This window comes from Micromonospora sp. CA-259024 (genome assembly GCF_050936255.1).
Classification (GTDB): Bacteria; Actinomycetota; Actinomycetes; order Mycobacteriales; family Micromonosporaceae; genus Micromonospora.
The window spans coordinates 1,407,908-1,423,168 of sequence record NZ_JBNJND010000002.1 but is presented as its reverse complement, the minus strand read 5'-3'; the positions used below and the strand labels follow the sequence as shown (position 1 = coordinate 1,423,168).

13 protein-coding genes are annotated in these 15,261 nt (G+C 73.2%); 7 read left to right on the top strand and 6 right to left on the bottom strand.

The window, feature by feature from the left end:
- Positions 1-6: 6 nt before the first annotated feature.
- A complete protein-coding gene (locus ACQEUX_RS26045) occupies positions 7-750 on the bottom strand; it encodes a metallophosphoesterase family protein (RefSeq protein WP_433053526.1) in 744 nt (247 codons plus the stop codon).
- A gap of 109 nt (positions 751-859) precedes the next feature.
- A complete protein-coding gene (locus ACQEUX_RS26040; RefSeq protein WP_007466162.1) occupies positions 860-1,537 on the bottom strand; it encodes a Crp/Fnr family transcriptional regulator in 678 nt (225 codons plus the stop codon).
- Positions 1,538-1,680: 143 nt separating this feature from the next.
- Between ACQEUX_RS26040 and ACQEUX_RS26035 the strand changes: the two genes are divergently transcribed.
- The 6 genes from ACQEUX_RS26035 (at position 1,681) to ACQEUX_RS26010 (ending at position 7,011) form a co-directional block, all read left to right on the top strand.
- Entirely contained in the window at positions 1,681-2,343 is a 663-nt protein-coding gene (locus tag ACQEUX_RS26035; protein ID WP_433053521.1) for an adenosylcobinamide amidohydrolase, read from the top strand.
- A gap of 55 nt (positions 2,344-2,398) precedes the next feature.
- Positions 2,399-3,577, top strand: coding sequence for a CapA family protein (locus tag ACQEUX_RS26030; protein ID WP_433053518.1), 1,179 nt, complete (start codon positions 2,399-2,401; stop codon positions 3,575-3,577).
- A gap of 40 nt (positions 3,578-3,617) precedes the next feature.
- On the top strand, positions 3,618-4,406 hold the full coding sequence (nth, locus tag ACQEUX_RS26025) for an endonuclease III (protein WP_433053515.1): 789 nt from the start codon (positions 3,618-3,620) through the stop codon (positions 4,404-4,406).
- Positions 4,403-5,080 carry a TlpA family protein disulfide reductase gene (locus tag ACQEUX_RS26020; RefSeq protein WP_433053512.1) on the top strand — a complete coding sequence of 226 codons (678 nt, stop codon included), beginning with the start codon at positions 4,403-4,405 and terminating at the stop codon, positions 5,078-5,080. Before nth ends, ACQEUX_RS26020 begins: the two co-directional genes overlap by 4 nt.
- The gene (locus ACQEUX_RS26015; RefSeq protein ID WP_433053509.1) at positions 5,077-5,769 is read left to right on the top strand and encodes an NUDIX hydrolase; all 693 of its coding nucleotides are present in this window, start codon (positions 5,077-5,079) and stop codon (positions 5,767-5,769) included. The genes ACQEUX_RS26020 and ACQEUX_RS26015 overlap by 4 nt, the downstream gene beginning before the upstream one ends.
- A 63-nt stretch (positions 5,770-5,832) precedes the next feature.
- Positions 5,833-7,011: a MarP family serine protease gene (locus ACQEUX_RS26010; protein WP_433053506.1), complete on the top strand. Its 1,179-nt coding sequence runs from the start codon at positions 5,833-5,835 to the stop codon at positions 7,009-7,011.
- A 3-nt stretch (positions 7,012-7,014) separates the two neighbouring features.
- Here ACQEUX_RS26010 and ACQEUX_RS26005 read toward each other — a convergent pair whose 3' ends face one another.
- The 3 genes from ACQEUX_RS26005 to eccCa form a co-directional block, all read right to left on the bottom strand.
- Positions 7,015-7,758 carry a phosphatase PAP2 family protein gene (locus tag ACQEUX_RS26005; protein WP_433053503.1) on the bottom strand — a complete coding sequence of 248 codons (744 nt, stop codon included), beginning with the start codon at positions 7,756-7,758 and terminating at the stop codon, positions 7,015-7,017.
- Between the two features lie 52 nt (positions 7,759-7,810).
- Positions 7,811-9,151, bottom strand: a complete 1,341-nt coding sequence (mycP, locus tag ACQEUX_RS26000; protein ID WP_433053500.1) for a type VII secretion-associated serine protease mycosin — start codon at positions 9,149-9,151, stop codon at positions 7,811-7,813.
- 74 nt (positions 9,152-9,225) lie between these two features.
- Positions 9,226-13,209, bottom strand: a complete 3,984-nt coding sequence (gene eccCa / locus ACQEUX_RS25995; RefSeq protein WP_433053497.1) for a type VII secretion protein EccCa — start codon at positions 13,207-13,209, stop codon at positions 9,226-9,228.
- Between the two features lie 100 nt (positions 13,210-13,309).
- On the opposite strand from eccCa, the gene eccD reads away from it, so the two are divergent.
- Positions 13,310-14,713: a type VII secretion integral membrane protein EccD gene (eccD, locus tag ACQEUX_RS25990; protein WP_433053495.1), complete on the top strand. Its 1,404-nt coding sequence runs from the start codon at positions 13,310-13,312 to the stop codon at positions 14,711-14,713.
- Between the two features lie 31 nt (positions 14,714-14,744).
- On the opposite strand, the gene ACQEUX_RS25985 is transcribed toward eccD, so the two are convergent.
- Positions 14,745-15,251, bottom strand: a complete 507-nt coding sequence (locus tag ACQEUX_RS25985) for an inorganic diphosphatase (RefSeq protein WP_109816465.1) — start codon at positions 15,249-15,251, stop codon at positions 14,745-14,747.
- Positions 15,252-15,261: the final 10 nt, after the last annotated feature.

The following is a 15,261-nucleotide window of genomic DNA, read 5'->3' as shown; positions in this document are numbered from 1 at the left end:
GCTGCTTCAGCGGCCGTCGCGGGGGCCGAAGACGGCCAGCGCGTCGGCGTCGCTGTGCTGGGAGCGCAGGTACTCGTCGGCCCAGGCGGCGGCGTCGGGAAAGGCCGACTCCGTCGCCACCCGGGCGCACGCCGCGTCCACGTCGAAGACGGTACGGCGCAACTGCACGCCCGGCCCGAGCAGCGCCCACCAGGCACCGGCACCCCCGTACGGCATGCCGATGCTGCCCGGGTTGACCACCAGACGCCGATCGACCAACCGGGTGAAGGGCATGTGGGTGTGACCGCAGACCACCGTCGAAACCTCGGCCGGGAGACCGGCGAACACCTCCGCCCAGCGTGCCATCCGGGAGTCGACGAGCACGACCTCCTCGTCGTCGCGGGGCGTGGCATGGCAGAACAGCGTCGGGCCGAGGCCGTTGATCTCGAACGTCGCCGTCGGCGGCAGCGCGGCGAGACGGGCCAGCTGGTCGTCGCGGAGCTGGGCGGCGGCCCAGTCGGACACCTCGATCGACGCGGGCCGGCCCGACCGCGCCTCGACCAGCTCGCGATCGGCGTTGCCGCCCACCCAGCAGACCCGGTCGCCGAGGCCGGCGAGCACGTCCAGCACCTCGACCGGCTGCGGGCCGGCCGCGATGTCGCCGGTGAGCACGATCAGATTGGCGGCGGCGACGTCCGGCTCGGCCAGCACGGCCTCCAGGGCGGGCAGTACGCCATGGATGTCGGACAGCACGGCAACGCTGTTCACCATGGCCCCACCCTCACCACTGGTGCTGGCCGGCGCCAGCGATTCTGCGCCGGGCAGACGAAAACGTCCCCGCCTCCCGTCACTGACGGGAAGCGGGGACGCGACGTGCTGCTCAGACGCGGGCGCGACGGGCGAGGCGCTCCGGGTCCAGGATGATGATGCTCTTGCCGTCCAGGCGCAGCCAGCCGCGCGAGGCGAAGTCGGCCAGCGCCTTGTTGACCGTCTCCCGGGAGGCGCCGACGAGCTGGGCGATCTCCTCCTGGGTGAGGTCGTGGGTCACCCGCAGGACGCCGCCATCGCGGGTGCCGAACCGGCCAGCCATCTGGAGCAGGTTCTTGGCGACCCGGCCCGGCACGTCCGTGAAGATCAGGTCGGCGAGCGAGTCGTTGGTCCGGCGAAGCCGCCGGGCGAGCACCCGGAGCAACTGCTCGGCGATCTCCGGGCGGTTGTTGAGCCAGGGCCGCAGCGCCTGCTTGCGCAGTCGCACCAGCCGGGTGTCAGTCACCGCGGTGGCGGTCGCCGTACGCGGACCCGGGTCGAAGAGCGACAGCTCACCGACCATGTCCGACGGCCCCATCACCGCGATCAGGTTCTGCCGGCCGTCCGCGGCGCGGCGACCAACCTTGATCTTGCCGGACAGCAGGATATAGAGACTGTCACCTGGCTCGCCCTCATTGAAGACGATCTCGCCCTTGCGGACCTCGATCGTCTCCATCTCCTTGGCAAGCGCCTCGGCAGCTTCCGGGTCGACACCCTGGAAGATCCCGCTGCGGGCCAGTACCTCATCCATCGCGCACCTCCGGTTGCGCGTGCCGTCCGTCGGCCGGGGTCGCCGTCCGCTGAACCCCTCGCGCGCCGCCAAGTCTAGGCGCACGTGAGCATGAATCAGAGGTCGCCCCTGGAATCTTGATCGGTGGGCGTAACCTGCCCGACGTGCTGAGCGAGCCGATTCTGACCAGCCGGGCCGAAGATGGGCGGGAGATCCCACTGCTCGTCTGGCGCGCTGACGTGCCTCTGCGAACGATCAGCAGCGGCGCACTGGGCGGTGGCATCGGTGCCCGGCTCTGGGTACTGAACGCGACCGTGCCCATGTCGTACGACCGGGACGACCCCGCCGCGCACCTGGCGGCGCTCGCCGCCGACCTGGCCCTCGACGGGCCGGGGGTTGGTCTGTTGACCGGTGTCGATGTGGCCGAGGTGATCGCGCGGACCGACACCGGAGTGCGGGCCTGGGTGACGGTCGGGCTCGGCACGCCGGTGCTCGCTGCCGCGCCGGCTCCGGCCGCGCTCGCCCAGCGCGTCGGCACGGTCAACATCGTGGTGTACGTGCCGGCCCGGCTCGCGGACTCGGCGCTGGTCAACGCGGTGGCCACCGCGACCGAGGCGAAGACCCAGGCGATCAGGGAGCTGGGGCTGCCGGGGACCGGCACCCCGACCGACGCGGTCACCGTGCTCTGCCCGGTGGACGGGCCGACGGCCGCGTACGGCGGGCCGCGCTCCACCTGGGGCGCGCCAGTCGCCCGAGCGGTGCACTCCGCGGTGCTCGCGGGCGGCGCCCGGGCGGTCGTGCCCTGGTCCGAGCAGCTCACGGGCTGAACTCCAACCGATCGGCTGTCGTCGGCGCGTTGTGAGGTCGGTAATGTCGCTGACGATGTATGCTCCCGCCCTCCTCGCGTCCCGCCCGCGTCGCCGCGTCGCCCTCGGCCTCGCCGCGCTGCTGGCCGCACTGCTCGTCGCCGGCTGTGCCGACCCGGGCGGGGAGGCACCCGTCTGGCAACCCGGCGCCGGTGGCGGTGGCACCGGCGCGCCGGTGGCCACGGCCGGCCCGAAGGCCACCGGGCCTGCGGCCTCCGGCGGGGGCGGCGCGATCTCGCTCTCCGCCACCGGCGACATCATCATGGGTAACGCGCCCAGCCGGCTCCCCGCCGGCGGCGGCAAGGGCTTCTTCGCCTCGGTCACCGAGGCGCTCAAGGCCGACCTCGTGATGGGCAACCTGGAGGAGCCGCTGACGGTGGACACCGGCACCGGCAAGTGCGGGGCCAACTCCACCCGCTGCTACCAGTTCCGGGCGCCACCGGAATACGCCGCACACCTGCGCGACGCCGGCTTCGACGTGCTCAACCAGGCCAACAACCACGGCTACGACTACGGGCCGAAGGGCTACGAGAACACCCGGAAGGCGCTGGAGAAGTACGACCTGAAGCACACCGGCGCACCGGACCAGATCACCGTGGTCGACGTCAAGGGCGTCAAGGTCGCCGTGGCCGGCTTCTCGTCGTACGTCTGGTCCAACAGCCTGGTCGACATCGCCAAGGCGAAGACGGTGGTCGCCAAGGCCGCCACCATGGCGGACCTCGTCGTGGTGCAGGTGCACATGGGCGGCGAGGGCGTGGACAAGACCCGGGTGAAACCCGGCACCGAGATGTTCCTGGGCGAGAACCGGGGCGACCCGGTGAAGTTCTCGCACGCCATGATCGACGCGGGGGCGGACCTGATCGTCGGGCACGGGCCGCATGTGCTGCGCGGCATGGAGTTCTACAAGGGCCGGCTGATCGCGTACAGCCTGGGCAACTTCGCCGGTGGCGGCAACTCGCTGAACAACGACGGCCGGCTCGGCTGGGGCGGGGTGCTGAAGGTGTCGCTCATGCCGGACGGCGCCTGGGCCGGCGGCTCGTTCACCTCGACGTACATGAACGACGCCGGCAAGCCGACGATGGACCCGGACGACCGGGGCCTCGGCCTGATCGGCGACCTGAGCCGCAGCGATTTCCCGAAGGGCGGCGCCCGGTTCGACGGGCAGGGCAAGATCTCCCCGCCAGCCGGCGGTTGACCCGGCGGGAACATCCGGGGCGCGACGTAGGCTGGCCGTCGTGACCAGTAGTCCTCCCGGTGCCAGCGAGACCGATCTCGGGCGCAAACGCCGTGCCCGCAAGATCGGCCGGGTGCTGGCCGAGACGCACCCCGACGCGCACTGCGAACTGGACCACTCCAATGCCCTGGAGTTGGCCGTCGCCACGATCCTCTCCGCCCAGTGCACGGACAAGAAGGTCAACGAGGTCACGCCGAAGCTCTTCGCCCGCTACCCGACCGCCGCCGCGTACGCCGGGGCCGACCGGGGCGAGATGGAGGAGCTGATCCGGCCCACCGGTTTCTACCGCAACAAGACCGACTCGCTGCTCAAGCTCGGCCAGGCGCTCCTGGACCGGTACGACGGCCGGGTCCCCGGCAGACTCGCCGACCTGGTGACGCTGCCCGGCATCGGCCGCAAGACCGCCAACGTGATCCTCGGCAACGCCTTCGACGTCCCGGGCATCACCGTCGACACGCACTTCCAGCGGCTGGTCCACCGGTGGCGGCTGACCACCGAGACCGATCCGGTCAAGATCGAGCACGCGGTCGGCGCGCTGTACGACAAGCGCGACTGGACCATGCTGTCGCACCGGATCATCTTTCACGGGCGACGGGTCTGCCATGCCCGCAAACCCGCCTGCGGCGCCTGCACGCTCGCGAAGCTCTGCCCCTCCTACGGCACCGGCCCGACCGATCCGACGGCCGCCGCCAAACTGCTCAAGGGTCCCCGGGCGCGTGACCTCGCGGTGGCGGCCGGGGTCGACCCGGAGCTGGTGCCCGCGCAGGCGGTCGCTGCGGAGGTGCCGTGAACCGGCGCCTCGCTCTGGTGATCCTGCCGCTGCTGTTGACCGTCGCCGGCTGCACCAGCGGCACGGCCGACGACGACCCGGCCCCCCGGCCGGCGGCAGCTGAGCGACCATCGCCGTTCCGGGACTGCTCCACGCTGAGCACGGTGCCCACGGCCGCGTCGCCTGGCTCCGCCACGACGGCCCCCGCCACGCCCGGCACGACGGCCCCCGCGTCGCCCGACTCCGGCACGACGGCCCGCGCCGCTGGCGGGCAGGCGCTGCCGGAGCTGACGCTGGCCTGCTTCACCGGCGGCACGCCCGTCGCGCTACGGGATGTGGCCGGGCCGGCGGTGATCAACGTCTGGGCTTCCTGGTGCCCGCCGTGCCGCAAGGAGCTGCCCGCCTTCCAGCGGCTCAGCGAGCGGGCCGCCGGGCAGATCCAGGTGGTCGGGGTCAACAGCCGGGACAGCCGCAGCGGCGCCCAGTCCATCGGTGAGGACTACGGCGTCCGGTTCCCGATCCTGATCGACCAGGGCGAGGCGCTGCAACGCGAGCTGAAGCGCAACGCCATTCCGCTGACCCTCTTCGTCGACGCCGACGGTCGGATCCGGCACATCGACGCCACCGGCGCCCTCGACGATGCCCGGCTCGCCGAGCTGGTCCGCCAGCACCTCGGCCTGGCGGTGCCGGCGTGACCCGTCGACCGCCCGAGTGGATCGAGCCGTTGCTGACCCGGTTGGGCACCGCCCGCGCCGAGGACTTCACGCGGCTGACCACCCCGGCCGAGGGTGGCCGGGAGAGCGCCGTGCTGGTGCTGCTCGGCGAGCAGCCCGGCGCCGGCCCCGACGTGCTGGTCCTGCAACGCGCCGCCACCCTGCGCAACCACGCCGGCCAGCCGGCCTTTCCCGGTGGCGCGGCCGACCCGGAGGACGCCGACGTCCGCGCCACCGCCCTGCGCGAGGCGAACGAGGAGGTCGGCCTCGATCCGACCAGCGTGACCGTGCTGGCCGAGCTGCCGAAACTGTGGATCCCGGTCAGCGACTTCGTGGTCACACCGGTGCTGGCCTGGTGGCACGACCCGCACCCCGTGCACCCCCGGGAGCCCGCCGAGGTGGCGCACGTGGCCCGGCTACCGGTCAGTGAGCTGGTCGACCCGGCCAACCGGCTGCGGGTTCGCCACCCCAGCGGCTGGATCGGGCCGGCGTTCTCGTCGCGCGGAATGCTCGTCTGGGGCTTCACCGCCGGGGTGCTGGCCACCCTGCTGGAGATGGGCGGCTGGGCCCGCCCGTGGCCGCGCGGCAGGGTGGTGGAGCTGCCGCCGACCGGGGCGACCCCGGCGCCGTCGGCCGGCACCGACGAGGCCGACGAGACCGCCCTGCGCTGACCGCACGGTCACCTTCCGCAAGCGATGGTCATCTGGCGGGCGCCCTGCCCGTACGCTTGACCCGTGTCGGTCGTGGATCTCGTCCTGCTGCTGCTCATGCTCGTGTTCGCGATCAGCGGATACCGCCAGGGCTTCGTGATCGGCGTCACGTCGCTGTCCGGCTTCTTCCTGGGCTTGCTGCTGGGTCTCCAGCTCGGGCCGCTGTTCGCCCGACAGTTCGTGGACGCCGGCACCCGGGTGCTGATCTCGCTGGTGGCGATCTTCGGGCTGGCGGTGGTCGGGCAGGCGCTCGCCGGCTGGCTCGGCTCGCACCTGCGCAAGACGATCACCAGCGACGTGGGCAAACGGATCGACGACGTCGGCGGGGCGTTCGTTTCGCTGTTCGCCGTGCTGCTGCTCGCCTGGCTGGTCGCCGTGCCGCTCGGCTCGTCCTCGGTGCCGTGGCTCGCCGCCTCGGTGCGCAACAGCGCGTTGATCACGGTGGTCAACCAGGTCCTGCCGGACCAGGCCCACCAGCTCTCCACCGCTCTGGAGGACACCGTCGACACCGACGGGTTCCCGGACGTCTTCGGTGACCTCGCGCCCACCCGGGCCCGACAGGTCGACCCGCCCGACCCGGCGCTGGCCGGCTCCCAGGTGGTGGTCAACGGCCAGCGGTCGGTCGTCAAGGTGCTGGGCTCCGCGCCCAGTTGCTCGCGCCGCATCGAGGGCTCCGGCTTCGTGTACGCCGACGACCGGGTGATGACCAACGCGCACGTCGTCGCCGGCACCCGCTCGGTCGCCGTGGAGCTGGGCGGCGAGCGGTACGACGGCAAGGTTGTCGTCTACGACCCGGACCGGGACCTGGCGGTGCTGCTCGTGCCCGGGCTGCCCGGCCCGTCCCTGCGGTTCGCCGCCGGCAACGCGGGCAGCGGCTCCGACGCCATCGTGCTCGGCTTCCCGCTCGACGGCCCCTACAACGCACAGTCGGCGCGGATCCGCGACGTCGACCAGATCAAAGGACCGGACATCTACTCCGCCGGCGACGTCACCCGGGAGATCTACACGATCCGGGCACTGGTGCGCAGCGGCAACTCCGGCGGGCCGCTACTTTCCGCCAACGGCCTGGTACTCGGCGTGATCTTCGCGGCGGCGGCGGATGACCCGAACACCGGCTTCGCGGTGACCGCGGCCGAGGCCCGCCCGGTGGCGCTGGCCGGCGCCGAACGCAACCGGCAGGTCGGCACCGGCGAGTGCACCTGAGCGTCAGCCCTGGGGCACGCGCCGGTCGGCGGGTGCCCGCCAGGTGGTGAGGGCGGCGGTGGTCGCCGCGACCACGGCTGTGCCGAGCAGCCAGCCACCGACCACGTCGCTGGTGAAGTGCACGCCCAGGGCCACCCGGCTCAACCCGGTCACCACGGTGAGCAGCGCCGCCGCGACCCACAGCAGCACCCGCCAGACCCCGCGATCCGCGTACGGCAGGAACACCACCAGCAGCACTCCCGAGGCAAGGGCGGCGTTCAGGGCGTGCCCGGACGGGAACGAGTAGCCGGCCGCCGAGGCCACCGGGTCGAGAAACTCCGGCCGGTCCCGGCCGACGAGCAGCTTGAGCAGCGGACCGAGCGACCCGCCCACCAGCATGGTGATGGTCACCCAGAGGGCCAGCCGGCGTACGCCTCGGCGTAGCAGCCAGATCACCACGAGCAGGGCGACGGCGCGCAGCGGCATCGGCGCGAAGACGTCGGTCCAGATCCGCATCACCGTGACCCAGACCGGGTGGTCGAGCGCGTACCCGTACAGCGCGTCGGTGACCGCCCCGTCCAGCCGGTGCAGCGGCGACCAGACCCCGAGCACGAGCAGTGTGAGCAGCCCGAACGGCACCAGCACCAGGAACGCCGCCGTCGCGGCCAGGGTGAGGCGCAGCCCCGACGAACGGGCCGGGTCGAGGCGGCGGTGCCGCCAGGACGGCCGGTCGGCGAAGGCGAGAGTGGGTGGCCGCAGCGTGCGCATGCGTCGGTTGTACCCGACCGGTCGTCCGGTCAGGCCTGGCGGTGGGCCACGATCAACGGGCCCGCTGGCGGAATCGGCGCAGCATGAACGCGGCGCCGCCCACCAGGATGACGAGAAGTGCCGCCCCGGTCCACAGTTGCTCCGGTGCGGAGGTGTCCTGGCCTCCCGCCGCCCGGGCCGTCCACCGGCTCTGCTGTCGGGGTGCGGCGAGGCCGAGCGGATCGCTGCCGGCACCGGCCACCGGATCGTCGTCGGCCGAGCCAGGAGCCGGGCCGAAACCAATCACGCCCGGCGACGTGTGATCGTCCAGCGGGTTGGCGGTCACCGGCGGCACGTCAGCGGTCAGCGCGGCCACCGGGTCAACGACCCCGTACCCGAAGCGGTCGTCCCGCCCGGTCGGGCCGAGGTCCCGAGAGGTGGCCAGCAACCGGTTGACCACCTCACCCGCGGGCATCTGCGGATAGCGGGACCGGACCAGCGCGGCGGTGGCCGCCACCAGTGGTGCGGCGAAGCTGGTGCCCTGCACCCGCCAGTACCCGCTGGGGGGCTTGGCGCCGACCAGCCCACTGGCGGGGGCGGTGAGCACCGTCGCCCGTCCGGTGATCGAACCGGACCACAGGTTGTCGCTGCCGCGCTCCAGGCCGGCGACCGCGATCACCCCTGGCTCACGGGCCGGATACCACACCTTGGTGCTGCTGGAGGTGGCCAGGTTGCCGGTGCAGGCCACCACGACCACGTCCCGGGCGAACGCGTAGTCCAGGGCCGCGGCCAGGGCCGGGCTGTCGCCGCTTCCGCCCAACGACAAGTTGATCACGCGGGCGCCGTTGTCGACCGCCCAGCGGACCCCCTGGGCGACGATCAGCGCGTCGTCGTAGCGGTTCTCCTCGTCGAGCACCCGGACCGGCAGGATCCGGGCGTCCGGCGCCAGGCCGACCACACCCCGTTTGTCGTCGTTGCGCCCCGCGATGAGCCCGGCGACCGTCGTGCCGTGACCCACCGGATCCGGGCCGGCACCACCGTCGGGACCAACCAGGTCCCGGCCCGGTAGCACCTGGCCGACCAGGTCGGGATGAGAACCGTCCACCCCGGAGTCGACCACCGCGACGATCACGCCGCGGCCGGTCGAGCTGCGCCAGGCCGTCTCGGCCCGCAACTCGTCGAGCTGCCACTGCTCGTCGCGGAACTGGTCGGTGCGGACGCCGGTGTCGCCGGGGGCGAACGCCATCGGCGCGCCGGCGAGCTGTCCGCCGTTGGTGGGCGCGGCGACGGGCGCGGCTGCCGCGGCCGGTGCCACGACGGCGAGCGCCGCGGCCACACCGAGCAGCGCCCGGCCGGTCGCCCGTCGGGCCACTGACGGACCGCTGTGCCGAACCCCAGTCACATCCCCAGCCATTCATCCCGACGGAACCATGACGATCGGAGATTACCGGTTTCCCCACCCGTCACGGGAAGAACCGGCGAGTCACGTCATGGCGGCGGCAGATGTGCGAGCTGAACGAGGCGTACGCCCTCCCGTCGGGTGACCAACCGACCACGTCCCGGTGGCAGCGGCCCAGGCCGCACCGGCCCGACGAGTGCGCCCTCGTCCGGGCTGCCCGCCATCACCAGACCCGCGGTCGAGAGCTCCCGCAGCCGCTGCACGATCGGCTCGTACTGTGCGCGGCCCGCTCCACCGGATCGCCGGGCCAACACCAGGTGCAGCCCGACGTCGCGGGCGTGCGGCAGGTGCTCCTCCAGCCCGCGCAACGGATTCGCCGGTCCGGCCGCCACCAGGTCGTAGTCGTCCACCAGCACGAACAGCTCCGGCCCCGACCACCAGGATCGGTCCCGCAACTGCTGCGGGGTGACCTCCGGCCCGGGGGCCCGCCGCTCCAGGTAACCGGCGGCGGACTCGACCAGGTCGGCGGTGTGCGCCGCGGCGGTGCCGTACCCGATCAGGTGTGGCGTCTTGATGGCACCGAGCAGGCTGCGCCGGTAGTCGACCAGGATCACCCGAGCCTGCTCGGGGGTGAACCGGGTGATGATCGACATGGCCAGCGCGTGCAGGAACGACGACTTGCCGCACTCCGAGTCCCCGAAGACGACGAAATGTGGCTCGGTGGCGAAGTCGAGCAGCACCGGGCGCAGGTCCGCCTCCGCGATCCCGATCGGCAGCCGCAGCCCGGTCGCCGCGGCGAGGTCCAGATCGGCGTACGGCAGCACCGGTGGAAGCAGCCGGACCCGGGGTGCCGGCGGGCCCGCCCACCCGTCGGCGACCCGTTTGACCAGGTCAGCGGTGTCCCCGCTGGCGGCGGCGAGCTGGGGCAGCGCGGTGAGGAAATGCAGGCCCTCCGCGGTCACCCCCCGGCCCGGGCGGTCCGGCACGTTCGCGGCGGCACGTCGGGCCACCAGCGAGTCGGCCGGGTCGCCGAGGCGCAACTCCAGCCGGGAGCCGAACAGGTCCCGGATCGCCGGGCGGAAATCCAGCCAGCGCAGCGCGGTGGCGACCACGTGCAGCCCGTACGACAGGCCCCGGGTGGCCAGATCGGTGACCAGTGGCTCCAGGTCGTCGTACTCGCCGCGGACGGTGCTCCAACCGTCGATCACCAGGAACACGTCGCCGAACGGATCGGCGCCCGGCTGACTCGCCGTACCGGCCGCGGCCCGGCGCTGCCGGTACGCGGCCATCGACTCCACGCCCAGTTCCGCGAAGCGGCGTTCCCGATCGGCCAGCAGGGTGGTCATCTCGCCGACGGTGCGTCGTACGGCGGTCGGATCCGCACGACCGGTCACCCCGCCCACGTGCGGAAGGTCGCGCAGCGCGGCCAGACCGCCGCCGCCGAAGTCGAGGCAGTAGACCTGCACCTCGGCCGGCGTGTGGGTGAGCGCCAGCGCGCAGACCAGCGTGCGCAGCGCGGTGGACTTGCCGCTCTGCGGCGCGCCGACCATCGCGACGTGCCCGGCCGCGCCGTCCAGCGCCAGCCAGAGCAGGTCCCGGCGCTGTTCCAGCGGCTTGTCCACGATGGCCAGCGGCACTCCGAGTGCGCCGTGCAGTTCCGGGTTGCCGGCGGTGAGCCCGCGTTTCGGGTCCACCTCGACCGGCCCGAGCAGCTCGTCCAGGGCCGGTGGTTGACCGAGCGGCGGGAGCCAGACCTGGTGCGCCGGTGGGCCCTGCCCGACGAGCCGGTCCACCAGCAGGTCGAGCAACGTCTCTCTGCCCTCATCCTCGGCCACGACGGGCACGACCGGGGTGGCCGGCTCGGGCACCGGCACGACGTGGGTGGTGAAGGTGAGCAGTCGCGCGCCCGCCTGCGCGGCCACGCCGGCCGTCGCGGCCCGACGGCGGACGGCACCGGAGACGTACGCGGCCTTGAACCGGGCCAGCGGGTCGGTGCCGGCGCGTAGGTAGCCATGGCCCGGCGAGCGGGGCAGCTCGTGCGCGTCCGGTACGCCGAGCACGGTGCGGGACTCCAGCGCCGAGAAGGTACGCAACCCGATCCGGTACGAGAGATGGGTGTCCAGCCCGCGGAGCCGTCCCTCCTCCAGCCGCTGACTGGCGAGCAGCAGGTGCACGCCGAGTGACCGGCCCAGCCGGCCGATCTGCACGAACAGGTCGATGAAGTCCGGCTTGGCGGAGAGCAGTTCGGAGAACTCGTCGCAGATCAGCAGCAGCGACGGCAGCGGGGCCAGCGGGCTGCCGGCCGCCCGGGCCCGCTCGTAGTCGCGCACGCTGGCGAAGTTGCCGGCGCGCCGCAGCAGCTCCTGGCGGCGGACGAGCTCCCCGTTGATCGCGTCGACCATCCGGTCGACCAGCGGCAACGCGTCGGCCAGGTTGGTGATCACGGCTGCGGTGTGCGGCAGCCGGTCGAACGAGGCGAAGGTGGCGCCGCCCTTGAAGTCGACAAGCACGAAGTTGAGCTGCTCGGAGCTGTGCGTGGCGGCAAGGCCCAGCACCAGTGTGCGGAGCAGCTCGGACTTGCCGGAACCGGTCGCCCCGATGAGCAGCCCGTGCGGGCCCATCCCGTCCTGGGCGGACTCCTTGAGGTCCAGCTCGATGGCGCCGCCGTCCGCGCCCACCCCGATCGGCACCCGCAGCCGGTCCCGTGCCGAGCGCGGGAGCCAGCCCTGCTCGGCCGTGAAGCTCTCCGGGTCGCCGAGCCCGAGCAGCTCGGGAAGGCCCAGGTCGGCCTGGAGTGGGGCGTCCGGCCCGCGCGCCGTACCGGCGAGCCGGAGCGGTGCCAACCGTCGGGCGACCGCCTCGGCGTCGGCGAGGTCGAGCTGGTCGGCGATGCCCACCTCGGCGTGCCCATCGGACGACCTTGAGTGCAGCCGCAGGCCGTGCAACTCGAGCAGCAGCGCGTACCGGTCGAGCAGCCGAGGCGGCGGGGTGTCGAGGTCCAGCACGGTGACCGCGTCGATGCCGCCGTCGCCGGTCAGGTCGCTGGCACCGGTCAGGTCGCCGCCGTCGAGCACCACCACCACGTGCGGGCCGTCGGTGGCCGGGCCGGCCGGGCTGAACCGGGACCGGCTGGCCAGCACGTCAGCCAGCAGCCGTTCCAGCTCGGCGGCGGAGTTGGTGACCAGCCGTACCGGGCCGAGCGCGTCGGTGCGGCCCGGATGGTGGGCGTGCGGGAGCCACTTCACCCACTCCCAGCAGGTGCGGCGTTCCGGCCCGGCGCAGACCGCGACGAGCAACTCGTCGGGGGCGTGGAAGACCGCCAGCTGGGTCAGCACGGCCCGGACCAACGCCTGCGCCGCCGGGTCGCCGGTGGACGGACCGCCGGTGGTCGGGGTCCCGCCCCCGGTGCGGCCGGCGGACCGTACGTGCACCCGGGCGAAGCTGCGCAGCGACAGCGCCACCGGCAGGTCCGGCACCACGGAGTACGCGTCCAGAAAGCGGCGCAGCGCCCCGGCGGTCATCGGCTCCAGTTCCTCGAGCGGCCGGGTGACCGGGGGGACGAGCGGGGTGGCCAGGGTCTGTGGCCCGACGGCGACCCGCACCACCGCGAAGTCCGGGTCCGCAGGGCGCCGCTCCCAGACCCGGTGGCTGTCCACGGTCGACCAGAGTCCGCCCGGGTCCGGGTGCCGGTAGTAGAGCCCGGCCCGCTGTTGTCCGGCGGTCCGCCGGACCCGTCGCCGCAACGTCGCAAGGTGACGCAGGTACTCCCTGCGGGCGGCCATCATCTCGGACTTCTTCGGGGTCCCGGAGGCGCTGCCCCAGGAGGTCACCAGCATCGCCAACGAGGAGAGGCCGAACATCCCGCCCACCACGTACGAGTAGGCGCCGCCGCCCCGGCCGAACATCATCGCCATCGCCACCGTGCCGCCGAGCATGGGCAGCAGCATGAGCATCTGCTGCCACCGCCCGCCGGTCACCACGGGGATCTCCGGCGGCGCCTCGACCGGCAGCTCGCCAGCGGGGATCTCTGGCGCCGGTCGACGCGGCGGACGCTTGATCACGACGGTGGACACTCGGCCTCCTGACAGCGCTGGGTAACCCGAGCCTGGCTCATGGTAGGTAAAGTCCTGTCGTCCGCGCAGCCTCCGATCCCCTCGATATGGAGACCAGTCGATGACTACCGGGCTGGCCCGCGTCACCATCAGCGCGCCGCAACGACGGGTGGACGTCGCCCTGCCGGAGCAGGTGCCCCTGGCCGAACTGCTGCCCGACGTGCTCCGGCACGCGGGGGAGGGGCTGGCCGACGACGGCGAGCAGCATGGCGGTTGGGTTCTGCGCCGCACCGACGGCGCGCTGCTGGCGACCGCGCAGGCGCTTCTGCCACAGGGGGTCCGCGACGGTGAGGTGCTGCACCTGGTGCCGGCCCGTGCGCACTGGCCCGAGCTGGAGTACGACGACGTGGTCGAGGCGATCGCCGACGGTGCCCGCCGCCGTGGGGGCGCCTGGTCGCCCACCGCCACCCGGGCCGCCGGCCTGGCCGGTGCCGCCGTGCCGCTCTCCGTCGGGCTGCTCGCCCTGCTCGCTGGTGGCCCGACGCATCAAGCTGGCTGGCTGGCGGCCTGCGTGGTGACACTGCTGCTCACGGTGGCCGGCACGGTGGCCTCCCGTGCCAACGGCGACGGAACCGCCGGGGCGACCCTCGGTGGCTACGCGCTGCCGTACGCGTTCACGGCCGGTGCCCTCGCGGTCGGCTCCGGCGACCCGGTCGGGCCGTTCGGGCCGGTCCGCTGGGTGGGTGCTCCCGAACTGCTGGCCGGCTCGGTGGCGTTGCTGCTGGTGGCGCTGCTCGGTCTGCTCGGGGTGGCCAGCCGGCTGCGGGTTTTCGTGGCCGGGGTCACGGTCGGTCTCATCGGCGTCGGCGCCGCGTTCGGTGGGCTGGTGTTGAGCCCGGCCGGCGCGGCGGCGGTGCTGCTCAGCGCACTGGTCTTCGCCGTCGGCGTGATCCCGCTGCTGGCCATCCGGCTGGGCAAGCTGCCGCTGCCGCCCATCACCCTGCCCAGCTCGACCCCCGGGGAAGAGCCGGAGCGAGCCCGGGATCTGCCGAACCGAACCCGGGTACACGCCGCCGTGACCCGCACCGAGGAGATGCTCACCGGGATGTTGATCGGGCACGCGCTGCTGGCGGTGGCCGCGGCGGTCGTACTCGGGGTTGCCGGCGGAACGGCCGGTCGGGTGCTCGTGGCAGTCACCTCGGCCGTGCTGCTGCTGCGGTCGCGGCTGTTCGTGGCGCTGCGGCACCGGGTGCCGACGGTGCTCGCCGGGCTGGCGGGCTACGCGGTGCTGGGCGCGGTGCTGGTCGACCGGGCCGACGACGCCGGGCGGCTGGCGCTGGTCCTGGGTGGTGCGGCGCTGGCCCTGGTGGCCGTCGCCGGCGGCACCGGGTACGCCCGCCGGCCGGTCTCGCCGTACCTCGGAAGGGTCGCGGATCTCACCGACACGGCCCTGGTGGTCGCCGTGGTGCCGATCGCCTGCGCGGTGCTCGACCTGTACGACCGGGCCCGAGGGCTGCTCGGTTGAGCGGCCCTCGGGCCCGGTGCGTCAGCGGTCGTCAGTGGGCGGATTCGCCGCGCGCCTCGGCGTCCCTGGCCCGCTGGTACGAGGCGTGGATCTCGGCCTCGGCCTCGGTGCGGCCGACCCAGGTCGCGCCCTCCACCGACTTGCCGGGCTCCAGGTCCTTGTACACCTCGAAGAAGTGCTGGATCTCCAGCCGGTCGAACTCGCCCAGGTGGTGGATGTCGCGCAGGTGCTCCTGGCGCGGGTCCTCGTAGGGCACGCAGAGGACCTTGTCGTCCCCGCCCTTCTCGTCCGTCATCCGGAACATGCCGATGGTGCGGCACCGGATCAGGCAGCCCGGGAAGGTCGGCTCGGGGACCAGCACCAGCGCGTCCAGCGGGTCGCCGTCCTCGCCCAGAGTGCCCTCGATGAACCCGTAGTCGGCCGGGTACTGGGTGGAGGTGAAAAGGGTGCGGTCCAGCCGGATCCGGCCGGTCTTGTGGTCCACCTCGTACTTGTTCCGGTGACCCTTGGGGATCTCAACCGTCACGTCGAAATCCATCTGCACGCTC